This is a genomic window from Mesorhizobium sp. M0317, from assembly GCF_040321555.1.
Taxonomy (GTDB): Bacteria; Pseudomonadota; Alphaproteobacteria; order Rhizobiales; family Rhizobiaceae; genus Mesorhizobium.
This window is the reverse complement of the sequence record NZ_JAMYRV010000033.1, coordinates 25,161-46,964: the sequence shown is the minus strand read 5'-3', so window position 1 is coordinate 46,964 and position 21,804 is coordinate 25,161. Positions and strand designations below refer to the sequence as shown.

15 protein-coding genes are annotated in these 21,804 nt (G+C 61.4%); 7 read left to right on the top strand and 8 right to left on the bottom strand.

What is annotated here, in order from left to right; translation table 11 throughout:
- Window positions 1–264 precede the first annotated feature (264 nt).
- Window positions 265–1,818: a bifunctional ADP-dependent NAD(P)H-hydrate dehydratase/NAD(P)H-hydrate epimerase gene (locus NKI88_RS21525; RefSeq protein ID WP_023691258.1), complete on the top strand. Its 1,554-nt coding sequence runs from the start codon at window positions 265–267 to the stop codon at window positions 1,816–1,818.
- A complete protein-coding gene (locus NKI88_RS21520; RefSeq protein ID WP_352657093.1) occupies window positions 1,815–3,815 on the top strand; it encodes a hypothetical protein in 2,001 nt (666 codons plus the stop codon). The genes NKI88_RS21525 and NKI88_RS21520 overlap by 4 nt, the downstream gene beginning before the upstream one ends.
- A 25-nt stretch (window positions 3,816–3,840) precedes the next feature.
- On the opposite strand, the gene NKI88_RS21515 is transcribed toward NKI88_RS21520, so the two are convergent.
- Together NKI88_RS21515 and NKI88_RS21510 are read right to left on the bottom strand one after the other, a co-directional pair.
- Complete coding sequence (locus NKI88_RS21515) at window positions 3,841–4,764, bottom strand: M48 family metallopeptidase (protein ID WP_352657091.1); 924 nt, start codon at window positions 4,762–4,764, stop codon at window positions 3,841–3,843.
- 153 nt (window positions 4,765–4,917) lie between these two features.
- Complete coding sequence (locus tag NKI88_RS21510) at window positions 4,918–6,450, bottom strand: acyl-CoA carboxylase subunit beta (RefSeq protein WP_352657088.1); 1,533 nt, start codon at window positions 6,448–6,450, stop codon at window positions 4,918–4,920.
- 407 nt (window positions 6,451–6,857) lie between these two features.
- On the opposite strand from NKI88_RS21510, the gene NKI88_RS21505 reads away from it, so the two are divergent.
- Entirely contained in the window at window positions 6,858–8,294 is a 1,437-nt protein-coding gene (locus NKI88_RS21505; protein WP_023672782.1) for a DEAD/DEAH box helicase, read from the top strand.
- A 94-nt stretch (window positions 8,295–8,388) separates the two neighbouring features.
- Here the strand turns inward: NKI88_RS21505 and NKI88_RS21500 are convergent, their stop codons facing one another.
- Complete coding sequence (locus NKI88_RS21500; RefSeq protein ID WP_352657086.1) at window positions 8,389–9,369, bottom strand: alpha/beta hydrolase; 981 nt, start codon at window positions 9,367–9,369, stop codon at window positions 8,389–8,391.
- A 70-nt stretch (window positions 9,370–9,439) separates the two neighbouring features.
- On the bottom strand, window positions 9,440–10,261 hold the full coding sequence (locus NKI88_RS21495; RefSeq protein WP_023743035.1) for an SDR family oxidoreductase: 822 nt from the start codon (window positions 10,259–10,261) through the stop codon (window positions 9,440–9,442).
- A gap of 214 nt (window positions 10,262–10,475) precedes the next feature.
- Here NKI88_RS21495 and NKI88_RS21490 point away from each other — a divergent pair, with 214 nt between their 5' ends.
- Window positions 10,476–11,510, top strand: coding sequence for a cysteine synthase A (locus tag NKI88_RS21490; protein WP_023672785.1), 1,035 nt, complete (start codon window positions 10,476–10,478; stop codon window positions 11,508–11,510).
- On the top strand, window positions 11,510–12,253 hold the full coding sequence (locus tag NKI88_RS21485; protein WP_352657083.1) for an alanyl-tRNA editing protein: 744 nt from the start codon (window positions 11,510–11,512) through the stop codon (window positions 12,251–12,253). The genes NKI88_RS21490 and NKI88_RS21485 overlap by 1 nt, the downstream gene beginning before the upstream one ends.
- A gap of 53 nt (window positions 12,254–12,306) precedes the next feature.
- On the opposite strand, the gene NKI88_RS21480 is transcribed toward NKI88_RS21485, so the two are convergent.
- Both NKI88_RS21480 and NKI88_RS21475 read right to left on the bottom strand, forming a co-directional pair.
- The gene (locus tag NKI88_RS21480) at window positions 12,307–13,164 is read right to left on the bottom strand and encodes an alpha/beta fold hydrolase (RefSeq protein ID WP_023708490.1); all 858 of its coding nucleotides are present in this window, start codon (window positions 13,162–13,164) and stop codon (window positions 12,307–12,309) included.
- 51 nt (window positions 13,165–13,215) lie between these two features.
- Window positions 13,216–14,190, bottom strand: a complete 975-nt coding sequence (locus NKI88_RS21475) for an Lpg1974 family pore-forming outer membrane protein (protein ID WP_352657080.1) — start codon at window positions 14,188–14,190, stop codon at window positions 13,216–13,218.
- 12 nt (window positions 14,191–14,202) lie between these two features.
- On the opposite strand from NKI88_RS21475, the gene NKI88_RS21470 reads away from it, so the two are divergent.
- Together NKI88_RS21470 and NKI88_RS21465 are read left to right on the top strand one after the other, a co-directional pair.
- The gene (locus NKI88_RS21470; RefSeq protein WP_352447875.1) at window positions 14,203–14,847 is read left to right on the top strand and encodes a helix-turn-helix domain-containing protein; all 645 of its coding nucleotides are present in this window, start codon (window positions 14,203–14,205) and stop codon (window positions 14,845–14,847) included.
- A gap of 48 nt (window positions 14,848–14,895) precedes the next feature.
- Window positions 14,896–15,534 carry an FMN-binding negative transcriptional regulator gene (locus tag NKI88_RS21465; RefSeq protein ID WP_352447874.1) on the top strand — a complete coding sequence of 213 codons (639 nt, stop codon included), beginning with the start codon at window positions 14,896–14,898 and terminating at the stop codon, window positions 15,532–15,534.
- Between the two features lie 1,307 nt (window positions 15,535–16,841).
- On the opposite strand, the gene NKI88_RS21460 is transcribed toward NKI88_RS21465, so the two are convergent.
- Both NKI88_RS21460 and NKI88_RS21455 read right to left on the bottom strand, forming a co-directional pair.
- Window positions 16,842–18,905 (bottom strand): carbamoyltransferase family protein, encoded by a 2,064-nt coding sequence (locus tag NKI88_RS21460; protein WP_352657078.1) that lies wholly within the window; start codon window positions 18,903–18,905, stop codon window positions 16,842–16,844.
- 687 nt (window positions 18,906–19,592) lie between these two features.
- Window positions 19,593–21,803: a xanthine dehydrogenase family protein molybdopterin-binding subunit gene (locus tag NKI88_RS21455; protein WP_352447872.1), complete on the bottom strand. Its 2,211-nt coding sequence runs from the start codon at window positions 21,801–21,803 to the stop codon at window positions 19,593–19,595.
- Between the last annotated feature and the right edge of the window lies 1 nt (window position 21,804).

The following is a 21,804-nucleotide window of genomic DNA, read 5'->3' as shown; positions in this document are numbered from 1 at the left end:
CCGCGCCGGGATGCACATTCGCGTCATCCTCTGCTTCGGCTGCGGCAAAGCTGCCCGAAGCCTACACATTGCCGCTTCGGGCGTCTGCACGATAATTAGGCAGATTGCGCATTTTGCAGGCCCGCGCGGATCCGGCGCGCCAGTCTGCGAAAGGATTGGCCGCATGCCAACGCAGCGCCTGGCCGTTTGCTTCGAATCCGAAACTGGACAATGCTCGATAGGGACAAAGGGGTCGGCCTTGAACGAAATGCGGATCGGCAATCCATGAGCAATGAAGTCCTGTCGCCGGCCGAGATGGGCGAGGCCGACCGGCTGGCGATCGCGGCCGGTCCGCTCGACGGCTATGGCCTGATGCAGCGCGCCGGCGAAGCGGTCGCTGCTGTGGTCCTGGCACGCTATCCCGCAGCAAGCCGCGTGCACGTGCTGTGCGGCCCCGGCAATAATGGTGGCGACGGCTATGTTGTAGCGCGGTTGCTGGCCGAGGCTGGTGTGAATGTGGCGCTCTGGGCCGAAGGCAAGCAGAAGCCCGGGAGTGATGCGGCGCGAGCTTCCGAGGCCTGCAATCTGCCGGTCGAGCACATCGGACACTGCTACCCGGAACCGGGTGAAGTCGTCGTGGACGCGCTCTATGGTGCGGGATTGTCGAAGAAGATATCCCTGCATGCCTCTGCCGTCTCAGGATTGGCCGCGGCGGAGCGCGTGCCTGTGGTGTCAATCGATCTGCCTTCTGGTGTGTCGGGCGAGACCGGCTTGAGCAACGCTTATTTCAAGGCCGACGTGACGGTGACGTTCGTGCGGAAAAAGCCCGGCCATCTGCTGATGCCGGGGCGCAGCCTCTGCGGCGAGATCATCATCGCCGATATCGGCATTCCGGATGCGATCGTCGATGAGTTCAAGATCAAGACGTTCGAGAACACGCCTGATTTCTGGCTATACAGTTTTCCGAAAACGGCGGTCGATACACATAAGTATAAGCGCGGCCACGTCAGCGTCTTTTCCGGCGGGCCGAGCGCGACAGGTGCGGCGCGGCTGTCGGCGATGGCTGCAGCCAGAGCCGGGGCAGGGGCGGTGACCGTGCTCTCGCCTGAAAATGCCATGCAGGTAAACGCCGCGCATCTGACATCGATCATGCTGCGCGAGGCCGGTTCGATGGAGGAAGTGCAGGAATTTTTGTCGGCGAGGCACCCCGAAGTACTTGTGTTCGGACCAGGGCTCGGGCCGAAACCCAAAGTGGGGGATTTCGCGTTGCAATTGATCGCGACGGTCGCTGACCTAAACCGCACGTCGACGAGTTCATTCGGAATTCAGCGCCCTGCCATTGTCTTGGATGCTGACGCCATCACGTCATTGGCGCATCAGCCTCAGGCCCTGTTCGACGCCGCGCTGCTCCCGTGGGCGCCGGTATTGGTGCTGACGCCGCATGAAGGCGAATTCGCCAGACTTTTTCCCGACATCGCGAAGGACAAGAAGCAGTCGAAACTCGCCAAGGCGCGCGCAGCCGCTGAACGAGCCAACGCCATCATGGTCTACAAGGGCGCCGACACCGTCATCGCGGCGCCGGACGGCCGCGCGGTGATCAACGCCAATGGTGCACCATGGCTCGCCACCGCCGGTTCCGGCGACGTGCTGGCGGGCATTGTCGCCGCGCTGCTGGCGCAGGGCATGCAGGCATTCGAGGCCGCCTGCGCAGCGGTCTGGATCCATGCCGAGGCCGGCAGCCGCTTCGGACCGGGTCTGATCGCCGAGGATCTGCCGCTGGCGCTGGTGCCGGTGCTGCGTGAACTTGTCGAGGCACGGCAGAAGGTGCCGATCGGATGAAGCGTTTCGCGCTCGCCATTGCAGCCATCATCGCGCTGTTCGCCTCGCATGGCGTGCGCGCTGAGCAGCCGGTGACCATCGTCGACGATCCGGCGGTGCTCGCCGCCCTCGATGCCAAGGGGTTTGGCTTCGCCGGCATTTTCGCCGTCGACGGCGCGGACGATCTGAAGACGCTCTACAGTGAGGTGCCGGCCTACCGTGCTGTTGTCGACATGGTGGCGGCCGATATTGCCACGCTGCGGGCCGAGATAAAGGCCGGCGGGCGCACGCTCTACGAGGTGACCGACGGCAATGTCGGCCGCATCATGGATATGCGCTGGCTGAAGACCGAGGCCGCGCGCTTCCGCCTGGTCGGCGTCGTCAACCGGCTGGACCGGCGTGACTTCACCGCGCTGCAAGGCGACAAGAGCTGTGGCGAGGTGCGCTTCATCTATCGCCTGGCCTACAGTTTCCGCAAGAACGGCAAGGTTTTGGCATCGCGGCTGCCATTCAATTTCAACGCCGTCTACAGCGTGGCGCCGGATGCCGATGGCGGCTGCGTCGGCGTTGCCGGGCGCTGGACACCGCAGATCGACGAAAACGTCGATGCCGGCTGGCTGGCCGGCGGGCCGCTGGCACCGGAGGAACTGACTTTCAAACAGCTCGAACTCAACGCGCAAGTGGTGCGCTTTCCCTCGGGCCAGGAGACCGAGTTCGGCGGGCAGGCGGCCTATCTGATGCGGATCTTCGGTATCGATGGCGCTGCCATCAGCGAGAAGCCGCTGGAGAATACGCCTGACGTTGCGCGGCTCTCGGATGATGCCGCACTGAAGAAAGGGCTCGCCGACTACGTCAGCGCCAATGTCGCGGCCATCGATCTCGGCGTCTACGAAATCCCCGACGAATTCCTGGCCAAGAAAATCATCTCGTGGTCGACCTTCGGCAGCGCGAGACGGGCCAACCATCCGTTCACGCCGCTGTTCCAGCCAGCGGATTTCGCCGGCTTGGACTATGCGGCGCTAAAGCTGGTGCGGACACCGGAGGCGCTGGTCGAGCGGCTGGACAATGGCGCCTGCCAGGGCTGCCACCAGGCGGGCTCGACGGCCGGCTTTCACTTCATTGGCCTCGACGACAAAACGACGTCGCCTCTCAACCGGATCGAGGTCGGCATCTCGCCGCATCTCCATGCCGAGATTCCGCGACGTGAGGCCTGGCTGCGCGCGACGGAAGAAGGCAAGGAGCCGAACCGCTACCGGCCGCTGTCCTTCGCGCCGCCAGCGACATGGACCGATGCCGGCGATGTCGACTACGCCCCGGCCGAGATGGCGATGCCGTGCCTGATGCCGGATGATGCAAAACGCTTCGGCGCGACCTGGCAATGCGGTGGCGGCACCGTCTGCACGCCGCTCGCGACGGCTTCAGGCGTGCATACCGCGTTGGCGCAATGTCTGTTGCCCACGGACAGTCCAAAGATGTTTTCGGGCCATCCCTGCCTGACCGGGTCGATCGCCAGCAACCCGTCTCAGCCGTTCAACGACCGCTACAAGATCACCGGCCAGTTCGCGGCTTTTGCGCCGACCTTTTCGCGGACCGCCTACACCTGCCGGCCACCGAAAATCGGCGTACCGGCAGGCATCGCTTATCGCGCCTGCGACGACAAGGACCGCAGCTTCGCCGCATTCAAGACGGGCAAGCCGATGCCATCGGAAATTTGCGGCATGGTCGGCGGCAAGAAATTCGACACCTGCGTCGCCACCAACAATTTCGACCAGTGCCTCGGCGGCGCGGTCAACCGCGGCAACCGTCCAGCCTGCTCGGCTGATCATTTCTGCCGCGAGGACTATATGTGCCAGTCGCTGCCGCCGGACACGCCGGGTGCTGCCAAGGTGAAAGGCATCGGCTACTGCTCGCCGACCTATTTCATCTTCCAGATGCGCATCGACAATCACGCGACGCCCTGGGCGAGCGCGACCAGCGCCCCCAGGAATGCGGGGTTCGGGGCGGCGGAAGAGGAGTGAGCCTGCGAGTTGGGCGACCACCAGTTCAGCGCTGGAGATAGTCTTCCATCCGCGCAGTCCATTTGGTGTCGAATTCCGAAATGTGGCGCTGTGCTACGCTCGAGTTCAGCAGCGTCGAGAGCGCGGTCACGGCGATCGGGTCCAGGTCGGGCGGCTCCGTATAGCCAAGCGCCGCCAGCCGTTGAGCCCATGATGGATGGGTGGACTTTGCGTCATCCGGGCTTGCCCACGCCTTGCGGGCGCAAACATCGAGGCAAATGGGTTCTCGCAGCTGGCCGGCAGCTTCCAGCATGCGCTCGAGCGGCGGTCGCGGCGGACGCAAAGCACCTCGCAATTCATGCTGCAAAGGGTCATAGACCGTCTCCGTGAAATGCACGTCTGCCGTGGCAAGAAGCAACAGCGCGCGTGCGGCGTGCTCGGCGTCGCCGGAGGATGCCGCGTGTCGATCTGCCTTGATCTCCGCTTCGCGCGAAAGCCGGATTTCTTCCCGCTCGAACGATTGCGACAGCCAGCCGATAGCGGCGTGGAGCAGGCTGCCTGTGATCGTGGTTCCGGGCGGGGCATACTCGAAGACAAATCCGAAACCGTTTTCGAACTCAGCGAGATTGAGGCTGCCATTGGTATCCTTGTTGCGCACATGCGCGTCCTCATGGGCAAGGATCGCGGCAAGCGCTCTTTCATCGGTCACTGCGAGGAGAGGGATGCCAATGGTTAGAAACAGCCGATTGCCGAGAAGGCCGAGAAGCGTGCGCTCTTCGCGCACGCTGGCGTTCAGGTTGCCCTCTAGTATGACAACCGTGCGCGCAGCACGGCGCGGTCCGGCGATGCTCCGCCACAGCGCCCACAGGCCGGGCGCTTCTGCTTCACTGACGCCTTTGATCTTGCTGCGTCGGAAGCCCGCAAACAATGTGCCGAACAGAAATGCCAAGGCCGTGGTGGCGATCGGCATGACGACAAAGCCGCTGGCGATAAACCAGATCGGATGGTTGTCGAGCAGGGACATCCAGACGCAGAAGATGACGAGGGCGGGAACAACGAAAAACAGGACCGTGAACCTGCCAAACCGCCGACCGGCGCTGATGATCAGTCGCGACATTGGATGTTACAACGGGATGTTGTCGTGCTTCTTCCAGGGGTTCTGCATGTCCTTGTTGCGCAGCATCCTGAGCGCGCGGGCAATGCGGCGGCGGGTCGAATGCGGCATGATCACCTCGTCGACATAGCCGCGTTCGGCGGCGACGAAGGGCGACAGGAAGCGGTCTTCGTAAGCCTTTGTGTGGGCTGCGAGCTTTTCGGCGTCGCCGATATCCTTACGGTAGATGATCTCGACCGCGCCTCTCGCCCCCATCACCGCGATCTGCGCCGTCGGCCAGGCATAGTTCATATCGCCGCGCAGATGTTTTGAGGCCATCACGTCATAGGCGCCGCCATAGGCTTTTCGGGCGATGACGGTGATTTTCGGCACGGTCGCCTCGGCGTAGGCAAACAGGAGTTTCGCGCCATGCTTGATCAGGCCGCCATATTCCTGCGCGGTGCCGGGCAGGAAGCCGGGGACGTCGACGAAGGTGACGATGGGAATGGAAAAACAGTCGCAGAAGCGCACGAAGCGCGCCGCCTTGCGGCTTGCGTCGGAATCGAGCACGCCGGCCAGCACCATCGGCTGGTTGGCGACGAAGCCGACGGTGCGGCCTTCGACGCGGCCGAAACCGGTGACGATGTTCTTGGCAAAGTTCTGCTGGATCTCGAAGAAATCGCCTTCATCGGCAACTTTGAGGATCAGCTCCTTGATGTCGTAAGGCTTGTTGGCGTTGTCCGGGATCAGCCGGTCGAGCGACAGATCATGGTCGGTGACCGACTGGTAGCATTCGACCTCCGGAAGCTCCGACGTGTTGGACGCCGGCAGCAGATCGACCAGCCGACGCATCTGCAACAGCGCCTCGACGTCATTGTCGTAGGCGCCGTCGGCGATCGAGGATTTCGTCGTGTGGATGGACGCGCCGCCAAGGCTCTCGGCGGTCACCGTCTCGTTGGTGACGGTCTTCACCACATCCGGCCCGGTGACGAACATATAAGAGGTGTCGCGCACCATGAAGATGAAGTCGGTCATCGCAGGCGAATAGACGTCGCCGCCGGCGCACGGGCCCATGATCACGGAAATCTGAGGAATGACGCCGGATGCGAGCACGTTGCGCTGAAAGATCTCGGCATAGCCGCCTAGCGCCGCCACGCCTTCCTGGATGCGGGCGCCGCCGGCGTCGTAGAGGCCGATGATCGGCGCGCGATTACGCAGCGCCATCTCCTGCACCTTGATGACCTTTTCGGCGTGCGCCTCCGACAGCGAGCCGCCGAAGACGGTAAAGTCCTTGGCGAAGAGATAGACCGGACGGCCATTGACGGTGCCCCAGCCGGTGACGACACCATCGCCGGCGATCTTGGTTTTCTCCATGCCGAAGTCGGTCGAGCGATGCTCGACATACATGTCGAACTCCTCGAACGAGCCTTCGTCGAGAAAGACCTGGATACGTTCGCGCGCCGTCAGCTTGCCCTTCTTGTGCTGGGCGTCGATGCGGGCCTGGCCGCCACCCATGCGGGCGATCTCGCGGCGGCGCTCGAGTTCCTTCAGCACGTCCTTCATCGCTCGGTCTCCAGAAATGGCAGCTGCATTTGTGGTAATGATGCCTGCAGGCGTGTGCAAGCGCCGCTTTCGGCCTCGATTATTGCGCTGCAACATGTGGCCCCTTGCATTCCGGAGCGAACTCAGCCATATGCAGCCCATAGGCGCTTGGGCCGGAGATTCCGGCCTTCTCGACAAATGAGACTGGTTGCGTCTGTTTTCCCTCTTTCCGGTATATCGGCCTCTCTTTCCGATACATCACGAAGTGGCGAAAGAGCCCCGTGGCATGACGCCTGCGGGCACGACAGCGCAGCCGAGTGGACGTTACCGTCCGCCCGCCTTGTCGTTTCATATCAAATTTTTCGACGGCAGGTTGCGCCCTGCCGCCATTGATGTTTGCGGCCAAGACCGCGTGAAAGAAGACTATTTTGACCAACGAAAACACCTCAGCCGGTAACGCAATCTCGACCGGCACCACTGCGGACCTTACCGGTTTCGCAGCTCTTGGGATCACCGGCGCGCTGCTCAAGGCGACGCATGGCGCCGGCTTCACCGAGCCGAAGCCGATCCAGACGCAGGCGATCCCGCCGCAGATGGAAGGCCGTGATATCTTCGGCATCGCCCAGACCGGCTCCGGCAAGACCGCGGCCTTCGCGCTGCCGATCCTGTCGAAGATCATCGCGCTCGGCACCAAGCGCCGGGCCAAGACCACCCGTGCGCTGATCCTGGCGCCGACGCGCGAACTCGCCGTCCAGATCGAGGACACCATCAAGATCCTCGCCAAGGGCGCGCATGTCTCAACCGCTCTCGTGCTTGGCGGCGTCTCGCGCTTCAGCCAGGTGAAGAAGGTTGCGCCCGGCGTCGACATCCTGATCGCCACGCCCGGCCGCCTGACCGACCTGGTGCGCGAGGGCGACCTCATCCTCTCCGACACCAAATGGCTGGTGCTCGACGAGGGCGACCGCATGCTCGACATGGGCTTCATCAACGACGTCAAGCGGATCGCCAAGGCGACCGCGCCCGACCGTCAGACTGTGCTGTTCTCGGCCACCATGCCCAATGAAATCGCCGAACTGGCGAAGGGCCTGTTGAAGAACCCGATCCGCGTCGAAGTCGCGCCGCAGAGCACCGCTGCTGCCGAAATCGTGCAGGGCGTTGTCTTTGCCCGCACCAAGCAGAAGCGCCAGGTGCTGTCGACGATGCTCGCCGACGAAGCGATGAAGTCCGTCATCATCTTCTCGCGCACCAAACATGGCGCCGACCGGGTGACCAAGGACCTCGAACGCGACGGCTTCAAGGCCGCCGTCATCCACGGCAACAAGTCGCAGAACGCCCGCCAGAAGGCGCTCAACGATTTCCGCGAGGGCTCGGTGCGCATTCTCGTGGCGACCGATATCGCGGCGCGCGGCATCGACGTCCCCGGCATCAGCCATGTGGTGAATTTCGACCTGCCGGATGAGGCCGAAAGCTATGTCCACCGCATCGGCCGTACCGGCCGTAACGGCATGGACGGCATCGCCATCACGCTTTGCGATCCTTCCGAAAACAGCAAGCTGCGTCAGGTCGAGCGCATCATCCGCAGCAAGCTGCCGATCGTTGCCGACCATCTCGGCAGCCCGGATCCGGTGCGCAATCCGGCCGAAAAGAACGAGCGCTTCGAGCCCGCCAATGATCGCAACGACCGCAATGGCCGTCGCGACGGCAGGCGGCCCGGTGGCCAGAACAACGGCTTCGCCAAGAAGCGTTTTGGTGACAAGCCGGCCTTTGCGGGTGCAAGCGAGCGCAAGCCGGAAGGCGCCAAGGCCTTCAAGGGCAACAACAAGCGCCGCTTCGGCGGCAAGCGGCCCGCGGCGCGGGCTGCCTGATCAGACGAACCGGTCAGGCTCGTCGAGCCTGGCTTGATTGCTGACGATTGAATATGAGGACGGCCGGGGCAATGCTTCGGCCGTCCTTTTTCGTTTAGGGCTGCCCGGCAATTGCCTGAACCCACACGACGATCCGCTGCGCCAGGAATGCCGTGGTCGAGGGCGACAGCGCGTCGCCGGCAATGACGTGGTTGTCGGGATCGCCATTGTCGTCGACGGGCACCAGTTCATGCGGTGCGCCCCAGCGGCCGGCGATTTCGCGGGTGCGATCCTGGCGCACCACCTTGTCGGAATCCGAGAAGATGAACAGCGCCGGTATGGTTGCCTTCTCCACAGGCGCTGCGTAGGCAAGGTTGGTCAGCGCCGCCATCGGTAGCACGGCTGCCATTGGATATGTGTGCGTCCAGAGTTTCTCGTGCAGCGCGTTGCGGGTCGGAAAGCTGCGCTCCTTGCCGCCGACGAACTCGGCGATCTGCCTGCCCCAGGGCATGGTCAGCAGCTCGGCGCCTGCAGCCCTGACGCCGAAATTCGGCGAGATGAATGCGATTGCAGCGACGCCGTCCGATGCGCCAGGCTCAGTCGCCGCCCATGCCGCCAGCGATCCACCGGTCGAGGTGCCGATGAGGATCACCTTGTCGCCGATGGCCCGGCCGATGGCGAGCGCCTCCTCATAGTCGTTGATCCAGGCATTGACGCTGCCTTGCGCCATCGAGGCGCCGTCCTGCCCATGACCGGTGAGGCGGGTGTAGAAAAGGTTGGCGTCGAGTTGGTCGGCGACCTCGTCGGCCAGCGGGCGAACCTCGCCCTTCGATGCCGAAAAGCCATGGATATAGACGATCGCCAATGGCGTCCTGGCGTGAACCATCGGATCGGCCCAGATGATTTCTTTCTCGAGCCCGTCGCGGACGTTGGGCACGGCAGCCTCTTCACGCGCGATATATGCTTGCGGATCGTCGCCGATCACCTTGGGGTCGAAGCTGATTGTTGTGTCGACGGGAACGCGCGGACCAAGCAGGAAGGCCAGGACAAGGATGATGACGACGCCCAGCACCGCAAGCACGATCCGCCGCCCCATCTCAGACTCCACGACAATTCTAAAGCTATGACGGCCGGTGCAGTCAGGCAACAGCCGGGGCTGTGGACAGCTATTCGTTCGGCGGCTTGCGGTCGAAATTCAGCGGCCGCCCTGTCCAGCGGGTCGCCGTGCTGATGAACCACCGGCAGACTGGCCTTGGCAGCAGTGCCAGCAGCTTCAGCCCCCAGCTCAGCCGGTGAGGGAAGGTAACCTCAAAGCCGCCATGCTCGATGCCGCGCAGCAGGCGGCGCGAGGCGCGGTTGACCGGCATCAGCCCCGGCATCGGCAGCATGTTCTTTTCCGTCAGCGGGGTGTCGATGAAGCCCGGATTCATCACTTGGATCCGGACATTCATCTTGTCGAAATCGTATTTCAGCGACTCGGCCAAGATGTTGATCGCCGCCTTCGAGCCGCCATAGGCCGCCGTGGTCGGCCAGCCGAAATAGGCGGTAACCGATCCGACAAGCACGATATGGCCGCGCGCACGGATGCGCATGCGCTCCATGAGCGGGACGAGGCCATTGATGATACCGAAATAGTTGACCTCGAAGGTCTGGCGAAAGTCGCGGACCCTGAGGTCTTCGCCGGGCGTGGCGATGTAGTTGCCGGCGTTGAAGACGGCGAGCACGATCGGCCCGAGCTCCTTTTCAATCGCCGCCACCGTGCTTGCCATGCGCGGCTCATCGATGACGTCGCAAGGGTAGGCCACGACACGTCCCGGCATCTGCGCCGTCTCGACGATGAGCGCGTCGAGTGGGTCGCCGTCGAGTGCGGTGACCGCGACGACAAAGCCCTTTGCCGCGAGGTCCTTGGCCAGCGCACGGCCGATGCCGCTGCTGCCGCCGGTTATCCAGGCGACGCCGTGCTTCGGGTTGGCCCGGTAAAGTGTCATTCTGCGCCCTGCCGATCTGTCATTAGTGCTCTAGCGGTGAAAAAATCGAATGAAAAGAGCGCTTTTCCGTACTGGTTGAAATGATCGTCATCGCGCGTTGTCCGGCCGCGGGAGATTGCAGTGCCCGAAATGCGACTGGACCAGGCGAATTCTTGCCTTGAAACGCACGCTTCGGGTTTCTAGGGTCTCGCCGCAGCTACATAAGGAATCCCGGATGCCCCGTTCTGTGATCGAAGCGATCGGCAACACGCCCCTGATCCGCCTCAACAAGGCCTCGGAGCAGACCGGCTGCGAGATCCTGGGCAAGGCCGAGTTCATGAACCCCGGCCAGTCGGTCAAGGATCGCGCCGGCCTGTTCATAATCCGCGACGCCGAACAGCGCGGGCTGTTGAAGCCGGGCGGCGTCATCGTCGAGGGCACGGCAGGCAATACCGGCATCGGCCTGACGCTGGTCGCCAAGGCGCTGGGCTATCGCACAGTGATCGTCATTCCCGACACCCAGAGCCAGGAAAAGAAGGACACGATCAAGCTGCTTGGCGCCGAGCTGATCGAAGTGCCGGCGGTGCCTTACAAGAACCCCAACAATTACGTGAAACTGTCGGGGCGGTTGGCCGAGCAGATGGCGAGGTCGGAGCCGAACGGCGCGATCTGGGCCAACCAGTTCGACAACGTTGCCAATCGCGACGGCCATATCCGCACCACGGCGGAAGAAATCTGGACGCAGACCGGCGGCAAGGTCGACGGTTTCGTCTCGGCGGTGGGTTCGGGCGGAACGCTGGCCGGCGTCGCCTTCGGGCTGAAGGCCAGGAGCAGCAACGTCAAGATCGCGCTCGCCGATCCGCTGGGTGCGGCGCTCTATTCCTTCTACACCAGTGGCGAATTGAAGTCCGACGGCAGCTCGATCACCGAAGGGATAGGGCAGGGGCGCATCACGGCAAATCTCGATGGGTTCACGCCCGACTTCTCGTTCCAGGTGCCGGACGAGGAAGCGCTGCCGATCGTCTTCGACCTGATCCAGGAAGAAGGCCTGTGCGTCGGCGGTTCGACCGGCATCAACATTGCCGGCGCGATACGGCTGGCGCGCGAGCTTGGCCCCGGCCACACCATCGTGACCATCCTTGCCGACTATGGCACGCGCTACCAGTCGAAGCTGTTCAACCCGGAATTCCTGCGCGAGAAGAACCTGCCGGTGCCGGGCTGGATGGATGAGCGCAGCACAATTCCGGTGCCGTATGAGAAGGTCGCCTGATGGCGCACAGAACAGAAGCGCTGTTTCGCGACGACGCCTATCTCAGAGCGGCTGACGCCACTGTTGTCGCCATCAACGAGCGCGGCGGCATCATTCTCGACCGGACCATCTTCTATGCCACATCGGGCGGCCAGCCTGGCGATACCGGAACATTAGAGCGCGCCGACGGCAGCCGCATCGCCATTGCCGCCACCATCACCGGCGAGACCAAGGACGAGATCATCCATGTGCCGGCGCCGGAGCAGCCGGCACCCGAGGTCGGTGAGCGGGTGAAACTCGCCATCGACTGGGAGCGGCGGCATCTCCTGATGCGCATGCACGCAGCTTGCCATTTGCTCACCGTCGTCTGTCCGTTTCCGATTACCGGTGCTGCGGTTTCCGAAGATGACAGCCGCGTCGACTTCGACGCTCCCGATGCCGGCTTCACCAGGGAAGACGTCACCGCCGGGCTGATGGAACTGGTGCGAGCCGATCATCCGATCTTAGTCAGGCTGATCACCGACGAGGAACTGGCAGCCAATCCTGGCCTGGTGAAATCCAAGAATGTCCGGCCGCCCGCGGGCACCGGCAAGATCCGCCTGGTCTGCATCGGCGACAACGCTTCGATCGACAGCCAGCCCTGCGGCGGCACCCATGTCAAAAGCACCGGCGAAGTCGGCGAGATCCATATCGGCAAGATCGAGAAGAAGGGCCGCGAAAACCGGCGTTTTCGCATTCGCTTCGGACCGCTGCCGGCGAATTAGGGTCAAATAGCACGTGGCCTCTATATTGCTCAGGCGGTCTGAGACACCTTGGCTTAACCAAGGTGTCGGAAACTGGACGGTGATCGCTCAACCCATGCTTCGATCTGCTCGGTGACAAACTTGGCTGCTTGATGGTGGATGAAGTGGCCAGCCCCGGGCAAAGCAATCACGGCGGTAACGTTGTCGACTTCTCGGAAGGTCCCGTCAAAAGCGCTTGACGGCACATAGGGATCGTCGGAGCCAAACAGCACAAGGGTCGGCGCCTTGACCAAAGGCAGCTGGCCCAGATCCGGCACCCTGCCAAGCGGTATGTTGGCCCTGTAGTAGCCCAGCATCGCTTCCGGATCGGATCGCCTGAGCGAATCTGTCAGGGCCTGCCTGTCCTGCGGATCGGCGACCCAGGTGGCGAGTTTGTCGATGTCCAGCATCTGGGTGGCGCCCGGGACCTGGAAGCCACGTACATATCCGATGATCTCGGCATTGGCCGGATCGGCGACCGCACGCAGATAGTTGCGGGGGTGCGGTGCCGACAGCAGGATGAGATGGCGCACGACCTGCGGCACGCGTACGGCCAGCCACCATGCGATGATGCCACCCCAGTCATGGCCGACAATAGCGGCCTGGGTCAGCTTTTCCGCTGCAAGAACAGCCAGCACGTCGTTGACCAGGTGGGTCAGCGCATAGTTGCCATGGCCTTGTGGTCCATCGCTTTGTCCGAAGCCCCTCAGGTCCGGCGCGATCACCCGATATCGGTCGCAGAGCGCTTGCATCTGCCGGCGCCAGCCCATTCCGTGATCCGGAATGCCATGCAGAAACACAATCGGCGGGCCTGAGCCCGCCGCTGTGTAGTGCAGTTTGACGTTGCCATTGACGGCAACCCTAGATTCAAACGCCACTTCCTGTTCCGTCAATTGCAATCCATTCGAAGCAGTAGTCCGAGTTGGGAGGCTCGAACCGCCGGCCTACATCTTGACTTCGAGCCGCAGGAACGGGCCGTTGAATGTCTGGGTGCTCTTGTCCGCCATCTCAAGCAGATTGTGCCACTGTTCGACCCGATAGCCTGCGGTGAACGTGGTATTTTCCCACGGTTTGAAAGTCACGCCACCGGAAAGGTCTATGCTGGTAACAACCTTGTTGGAATGCTGGCTTTCGCTGACGTTGATATCTGGATCAGGAGTAGGATCGCTTGGATCGCTCTCATGTTCGTGGAGGCTAAACTTGTCCGTCCGTCGGCCCCACATAGCCGAGCCCGAAACCGCACCGGTAAGACCCCACGTCTCACCCAGCGGATAGTAGACTTCGGCGCCGAGGCGCGGACCGATGCCGTAGAACTCGGATGAGCCAAGCTTGTCAGCGTTGCCGCCCTTGTCGGCCGGATCATTGGGAGTGGCGCTCACATTGAAATTCAGCTTCTCCTTGGAGTGCAGCAAGCGCAGACCGCCGAAGAACCGGATGTCGGCGCCCTGCGCCTCGACATGCTTGCCGATATCGAAGTCGAGCGTCTGGAAATTGTAGCTGTTGCCGAACGACAGGCCGATGACGCCGCCACTTTGCGGGACATTCAGACTAAAGTCGTTGTCCTGGCCGGCGTGAAAAGTACCAGCGAGCCTCCAGTCCACATCCGAAGAAATCGCTTTGGTGAGCGCCACTGATCCGTAGAGATCGCCGAAATCATTGCCACTGCCGAGCTTGTCGCTGGTATCGCCAAGCTTGTCGACGTTGGATTGATAGACCGCGCCTTCGAAGGCAATCTTGATGCGGGAATCGACCACTGCAGGATCGGTTACCTGTGCATCGGCGGCATGAGCCGCGACCACACCAACCGATGTCACCGAAGCGGCAGACGCTGCAACCGTAGCAAGAAGCTTACTTGAAACCTGCGCAGTTGCAAATTCGCGTCGGTCATTATATTGACCGCAATAGGTGAGCCGAGACACTAAGTCAATATAATGACCGATGTTACGACAGCGATGGATTCCGAGCAGGTGCTTGGCAAAGCGATAGCGGTTCGAACCCGAGACTTGAGGCGCGACCAAAATCTGACCCTGGATCGACTGGCAAAACTGAGCGGGTTGTCCAAGGGAACCGTCGTCTCGCTGGAGCAAGGCAAGGCGAACCCCAGCATCGGCATACTTTGCCGACTGGCGGCGGCGTTTTCGCTCTCCGTGGCCGATTTGCTGAATGACGATGCTTCTACAGTTCGCCTTCCTATTGAGCGGACAGAGACAAGGACACTTTGGACAAGCGCCAAAGGAAGCTTTGCACAACTTCATTCATCGACCTCGGGACGTACGATGTTCGAATTGTGGAGCTGGGTCATTATGCCGGGCGACGTGTTTTCCGCGGATGCTCATAGTCCGGATACGCGTGAACTGATCTCGGTGACTCAGGGATCCCTGAGTGTCGTGGTGGGTACCCATGCAGTAATTTTGAGCCAGGGCGAGAGTGCGCGGCTTGTCACTGACCAACCGCACACATACGCGGCGGTATCTGATGTGCCCGCCCACTTCTCGATGGCCGTCCTTGAGCGTGGTGGACAGCGAGATGCGGGGCGCTCGTCGACCGCAACGAAGATGCCCGGGCCCGTTCCGTAAGATTTCGCCGATCACTAACAGCCGCCACTCACGACAGGAGAAATACCGTTGTACGTTCCGCCCCATTTTGCCGTTCCCGATCAGAACGCTCTGTTCGAACTTATCGAGAGACACCCGCTCGGTATCCTAGTCACCCACAGCAAAGGCATCCTCGACGCGAACCACGTCCCCTTTGAGCTTGACCGCTCGAAGGGAGACAAGGGCGTTCTCAATTGCCATGTTGCCCGCAAGAATCCAGTCTGGCAGGAAGTCGTCAATGGCGATGAAGTCCTCGTTATCTTCCGTGCTGCCGACGCTTACATCTCGCCGAACTGGTATCCAAGCAAGCATGAATTCCACAAGCAGGTGCCGACGTGGAACTATCTCGTCGTCCACGCCCACGGACGCATCACTGTCCGGGATGATGAGCGATATGTGCGCCGTAACGTGGCGAAGCTCACTCATATGCAAGAAGCCTCGCAGCCTGCCCCGTGGAAGATGGGCGACGCGCCGAGGGACTTCATAGACTCGATGGTTAAGGCGATCGTCGCTCTGGAGATCGAGATCACCGGCCTGGTTGGGAAATCAAAACTCAGCCAGAACAAAGAGGTACGCGATATTAAGAACGCTGGTGAAATGCTGAATGCCCAAGGCGTCAATGGGATAGGAGAAGCGATGCTCGCGGCTGCGGCGGCCAAATCCCAATAGCATGTGTCTTGTCCCGACAAAGCCGCTGGTGCCGGCTTCCGACGGGTCACCTAGCCCGCCTTGACGCACGGCAATAGCTTTTGACGGCCTGAAGCGACGCTGTGGTCACCGTTGTGATACTTTTCCACGCGCCTGGTCAGGCGGCAGGATTGCTCCGTCGTGACCGACGGGTTCGTTTCAGGCGCCTGCGCCCCCTCGTATGTCGGCGACCAGCCGCGCAGCGGTTTTGAATGAGGCGCAATCGCACGCGTTTCGATGCCACGTACCTTGGGCGGCAAGCTCGAACATGCGCTCGACGCAGCTCCAAGTGCGGCGCCGTCAACGATCTCCTTGAACCTGCGGAACTTGCCCGAAAGCACTTCTCTTACAGGAGATGATTGGCTTTGTCGCCGAATCGACTGATTGAGATGGTGGCGGCGCCGCCGTAGCGATCAGACCCGCCTTGCAGCGCAATGGCTACCCGGGCGCGACTGGGAGATACGGGCGGGACTGTGGAGCTGCGGAGACGGAGCGGATCGGCATGGAGCCGTGACCGCTTGCGATCTGGCTCTGGAATGAGTTAAGGAAGCGCGGACTTCCGATCGTGTCAAGCGCCGCCCTCTCGATGATGCCGGACAAATCGGGCCGCCACGAGCGGCGGGCCTTGCTCAGATCGGACGGACCGGATGGTTTAAGCAGGTTCGCATCAAGAGCCACGGCACCTGTGTCGTGCGGGTGCTGCTGTCGGCACGTGACCTTCTCGTCAGCCTAGTAGGCAAAATCGAGAACAGATGCCTGGGCTTCTTAAGGCATATTCGGCAAGAAGATCGGTCGCCCGCGGTGCCGAGGAAGTCGTCTCCGGCGAGCTTGCGGCCGGGCCTCAGATCAACCCATTGTCGAAGCGAGCTGCAGGAGCGTGACAGAGATAGGCGCCGGCTCTGAAGCATCGGCGGAGGCGGGAGGCAGCCACGCCGCTGCCGCAACCTGAGGAGCTGCGCAGATGAGGTCGCCCCCTGATATGCGGCCAACGGAAGGGTATGCGGCCAACGGAAGCGCGAATACCAACTTCGACCCCACCCGTTCTAACGCAAACATGCGGCGATCATTGCGATCGACCAGGGAGAGAACCCTGAGCCGGCAGGGGCCGCATCAAAAAGCGCAAAGGAGCCCGTTGCCAGAGGCGAGTAGAGAACGCTAGCACACGACCCATTCAATAGCATTCCTAAGCATACTGACCAGGGCGACCTCGACCCCCCTAATCACAGCGGTGAGCTCGCAGGCGGGGTCGATGAACACTATTGATTGGCCGAGCTTGAGCGGCATCTCTATCACATTGATAGCCTATTAGGCTGGTCCGGCGTTTGATCGGACCCAGGATCCATCCGAGCAGCTTGTGAGGGATGCAGCCGAACCAGGCGCTGCTCCCACAGTCTTCGCAGGTCCTCCATCAGAGCTTCATGCTCAGCCTGATCCGGCGCAATTATATTGAGGTGATCGCTTAACACGGCTTCGCCCTCAATCCGCATCAGCAGATTAAACAGGTCGTTTGAAATTCGCACACTGTCAATGCTGAAGTGGTTCGGAATAATCTCGCAGACAGTCTCCTGATGATCTCGCGCTGTGTAAGCACGGGTTTGATGGAGGGAGACTGAGGGAGGCAATGAAATCGCAAGCGCAGTCCAATCCTGCAGCGTTGCAGCCCGTTTTTTTACCAGGAAGGGCCCGACCACAAGTCCATCCAGCTCTGTCGTCAAAAATGTGGCAATCGCGTCTGCAACCGTATCCACGATCGGTTCAGCATTGTTGTTAAAGGACGTATTGAGCAGTATTGGAGTGCCTGTCCGCTTCTTGAACGCATTGATGACCTCCCAGTAAGCGGGGTTGGCATCGCGCGATACTGTTTGCAGCCGAGCCGTACCGTCGACGTGCGTAATGGCACCCAACAAGGCGCGCTTTGAGTCACGCACGCGAACGACGAAATTCATGAATGGAAATTCGTGCTTACCGTCCGGGAGGTCGAAAAATTCGCTCGCATCCTCTTCCAGCACAGATGGTGCGAAAGGCCTATAGCCTTCGCGCTTCTTGACCATGGCATTGATCCGGTCCTTGTTTGCAGCGGGCCGAGGGTCGGCAAGAATGCTGCGGTTGCCCAGCGCACGTGGCCCAAACTCCGAACGACCCTGCACCCAGCCGATCACGGCGCCGTTGGCGATCCAGTCGGCTGCACTGCTCGCTACGTCGTCAGAGCGTTCAACCTCGAGATGTCCGGCCCATGCGTTCAGTTCCTGTTCCACGGCGCGGTCGCTCCCGAGATCAGGACCCCAATAGACCTCCTGCAGTCGCTCACGCGGCGCGGGGTGGCCCATCTCGTTAGAGACTATCAGCGCAGCTCCCAATGCGCAGCCAGCGTCGTGAGACGCGGGTTGCACGAAGATGTCTTCGAAAAGCCCTGAATACAGCAGCTTGCCGTTCATCGTGCAGTTGTGGGCTACCCCTCCCGCCAGACACAACCGCTTCATGCCGGTGGCCTCACGGTGGTGCCGGAGAATGTGGAACACGATCCGCTCAAGCGCTTCCTGCAGTGACGCACTCACATCTCGATGCTGCTGGGTGAAAGGCATTCCCTTTCGCCTGATCTCGATGTTGCGGAGCAACGCCGGACCGATGCGGTCGAGGTGAACACGGTAGCCACCGTTGGCGGAGAGCTCGTAGAACTGCTCGAAGAGCTCGCGATAGGGAGCGGGGTCGCCATAGGGCGCGAGTCCCATTACCTTATACTCGTCGAACATGCCGTAGCCGAGACAGCGGATCGTCTCGAGATAAAACAGCCCAAGAGAATTGTCCTCCGGGAAAGCCTCGATTTGCGTAATTTCTGTGCCAGACCCTACCGCCACAAGGCCCGACAGGAAATCACCACAGCCATCAATCGCTAGAATGAGACTTTGTTCGAAGCCCGACATTGCAAAGGCGCTCACGGCGTGCGCCTGATGATGACCTACGAATGAAATACGTGAACTGTCCAACTTAGTGTCGAACTCACGCGCTAACAGGTTCTGCACCAACATTTTAGCATCCAACGGAATGGAGAGAATGTCCGGTTGGGAAGCGGACATACCTTCAAGCATGGCGTTGGCGTAGGTCTCGCTGGCGTAGACCGCGACACGATCAATGTCGCTGAGCTGAACCCCGGCCGTCGAAAGACAGTATTGAATCGAACCACTTGGCAGCTTGTTCGAGTGCTTGATTCGATTGAGGCGTTCCTCTTCTACGGCGGCTATCACCTTTCCGTCTCGGACGAGCACCGCGGCGCCATCGTGCATAAAGGCGTTCGGACGCTCGAATCGGTTTTCATGGACTTGGTCAAGTCCGCCGCTGATTCCTAGACACAGCATTTCTTTCTCCAAATAGTAACGGGGAAGCCAGATTGGCCTACCTCGACTGTTTCCAACTAAATAGGCCGTGTTGTCGCCTGCAGCTGCGACCGCCCGTCAGGCATCAGTGGCATCGAAGAAAGCCTCAAAAACGATCAATGAGATGCTTCGACTGTGACACCTACGGTGCCATCACGCCGAGAGCTTGGCTGGATCATCCAATCCTGAGCGGCTGCTGACATATATCCGGCGCTGTCGTTTTCATCGGCAGAACCAACTTGCGATGCCGCCTGTTCTTGGGAAGGGCGGCGGTCGACGAATAACAGTACCGCCCCCGTGAACTGGCCCGATTTCATTCTCCGAAGCGACCATGGTCGCACCGCCCGACATTGTCGGCCAGTTGCAACTCACTTTCTCGGCACGACCTCCACTGCACGTCAGGGCGCATCGAAGATTTTCTCCTTTGGATTATTCCTAAGGCAGCTTTCGTCACGCGATAGAGCAGCGTGTGATTGGTGCGTGAGGCTCTTTTTTTGTCCATGCACGATTCCGGAAGAGTGATGAAATCGATTGTTTTGATCAAAGTCATCCACGCTATGAATAGTAGCCGCAGCACATGCGAGCGGGCAGCCGCCGGAATTTGACCCAATGGAGATGAGCGCCTGTCAGGAGGCGTTCGAAAACGGCGCGATCTTCATCGCGGCTGTTTCATGGTGTCATTCCTGACATGTTCTTTATAATCGGCAGCTTGCGGATAGTCTTGCCTGTCGCCGCCCGTAGCGCGTTGGCGACGGCCGGGCCGATCGGCGGCACACCTGGCTCACCAACTCCCGTGGGCGGCTCCTCGGACGGCACAATGTGTACCTCGACTCGCGGCATCTGCTCGATCCTGAGCGGTGTATAGGTATCGTAGTTCTCTTGGTCTACGACACCGCCCTTAAGGGTCAGCTCCTCCTGGAGGATCGCGCCTAGCCCGAAGCCGATACCGCCCTCCATCTGAGCGCGAATCTGGTCAGGATTTATCGCGGTGCCGCAATCTACCGCGCAGACGACGCGGTCGACCTTGAAACCATTTTCATCGTTGAGGGTGATCTCCACCACATCGGCGACATAGGTCGAGAGGCTTTCATGCAGGGCCACGCCGCGGAAACGGCCTTCCGGCAGAGGCTTGTCCCAGCCTGCCTTCTCAGCAGCCACTTTAAGCACGGCGGCATGCCGTGGATGGTGACCGAGCATTGACAAGCGGAAGTCGACCGGATCACGGTTCGCAGCGGCGGCGAGCTCATCGATCAGGGTTTCCACCGCGTAAGCGGTGTGGGTGGAGCCTACCGAACGCCACCACAGCACCGGGATGTTCACGTCCGTGGTGGTCAGCTCGACCTTCAGGTTCGGGATCGCATAGGGCAGGTTGGTGGCGCCCTCTACGGAGGTTGGATCGATGCCGTTCTTGATCATCGCCGCAGAGGTCGAACCGCCCAAGACCGATTGGCCCACGATGTGGTCATGGAGAGCGACGACATTGCCTTTCTTGTCGAGCCCCGCCTTGACTGCGTGCACATAGGCCGGCCGGTACCGCCCACCCCGCATGTCATTCTCGCGGGTCCACTGCACCTTCACTGGCTTGCCGCGTCCCAGTGCACGCGCTGTGGAAACAGCTTCGATAATGACATCTGCGTCCAAGACCGCGCGGCGGCCGAAACTGCCGCCGGTCTTCATCACGTGCAGCCTCACCTTGTCCGGCGTGGTGCCGCCTACCTGAGCGGCAGCCGCCTGATAAAGGTCGGGCATCTGGTGTCCGCCCCAGACGTCGATGGTGCCGTCTTCGTTGATTCGGGCGGCCGCGTTGAGTGGCTCGATCGAAGCATGGACAAGATAGGGGAATTCGTAGTGCCCCTCGATGATTTTCTCAGCACTGGCGAACGCTGCGGGAGTGTTACCGTCGTCGCGCGCGGTGGCCGCGCCCAGATCGTCTGCTGCCTTGTTGTATTCGGCCATGATCTCGGCCGTGCCACGCCCTTCGGCCTTCTCCTCGTTCCAGGTCACCTCCACGAGGTCGCGGCCCTTGAGCGCCGTCCAGGTGTCCCTGCCAACCACGGCAATGCCTCGCGGCGTCTGGACGACATCGACAATGCCGTCGAGTGCCTTGGCCTTGGTTGCGTCGAAGCTCTCGATCTCGGCGCCGAACTTCGGCGGATGGATCATAACGGCCGTCTGGAGTCCCTCCATCATGAGGTCGATCGTGTAGGTCTGCGCGCCGTTGGTCTTGCCGGCGGAATCGTAGCGCTTGAGGCTGTCCGATCCGATCTGGGCCCACTTGTCGCGCGGCTTTAGCGGCACGTCGTCGGGAACCGGCATTCCCGCTGCGGCTTCAGCCAGGTCACCGTAGCGCGCCTGCATCCCTGAGGCGTGCGACACGACCCCGGAAGCGACTTTGATCTCGCCGGCTGGCACATCCCACCGCTGCGCCGCGGCCGCCACCAGCAAGGCCCGTGCGGCAGCACCCGCCTTGCGGTAGCGTTCCCACGACGAACTCATCGACGTGGAGCCACCAGTTGCCTGTGCGGCCCCGCCCCAGGCGAGATTGCCGTAGAGCGCGGTATTGCCATATCCGCCGACCACGTCCACCTGCGCCCAGTCGCCGTCGAGCTCTTCCATAACCAGGGTGGCGATGCCGAAATACGAGCCTTGTCCCATCTCGAACTGCGAGGAGTAGATGATGATTCGGTTCTCCTTTGTGATCTCGACATAGGTCTGGAAGGGGTTCGCCTGAACCTTTGCAGTAGTCGTTTGTGCGATGTCGGACGCCGCCAGCACTAGCCGGTAGCCCACGGCGAGGCCAGCGGTGGTGACGCCCGCGCCGACGAGGAACCGGCGGCGCGTGGGCCGCACGGAGTTATGCTTCGAGAGAAACTGCGACATG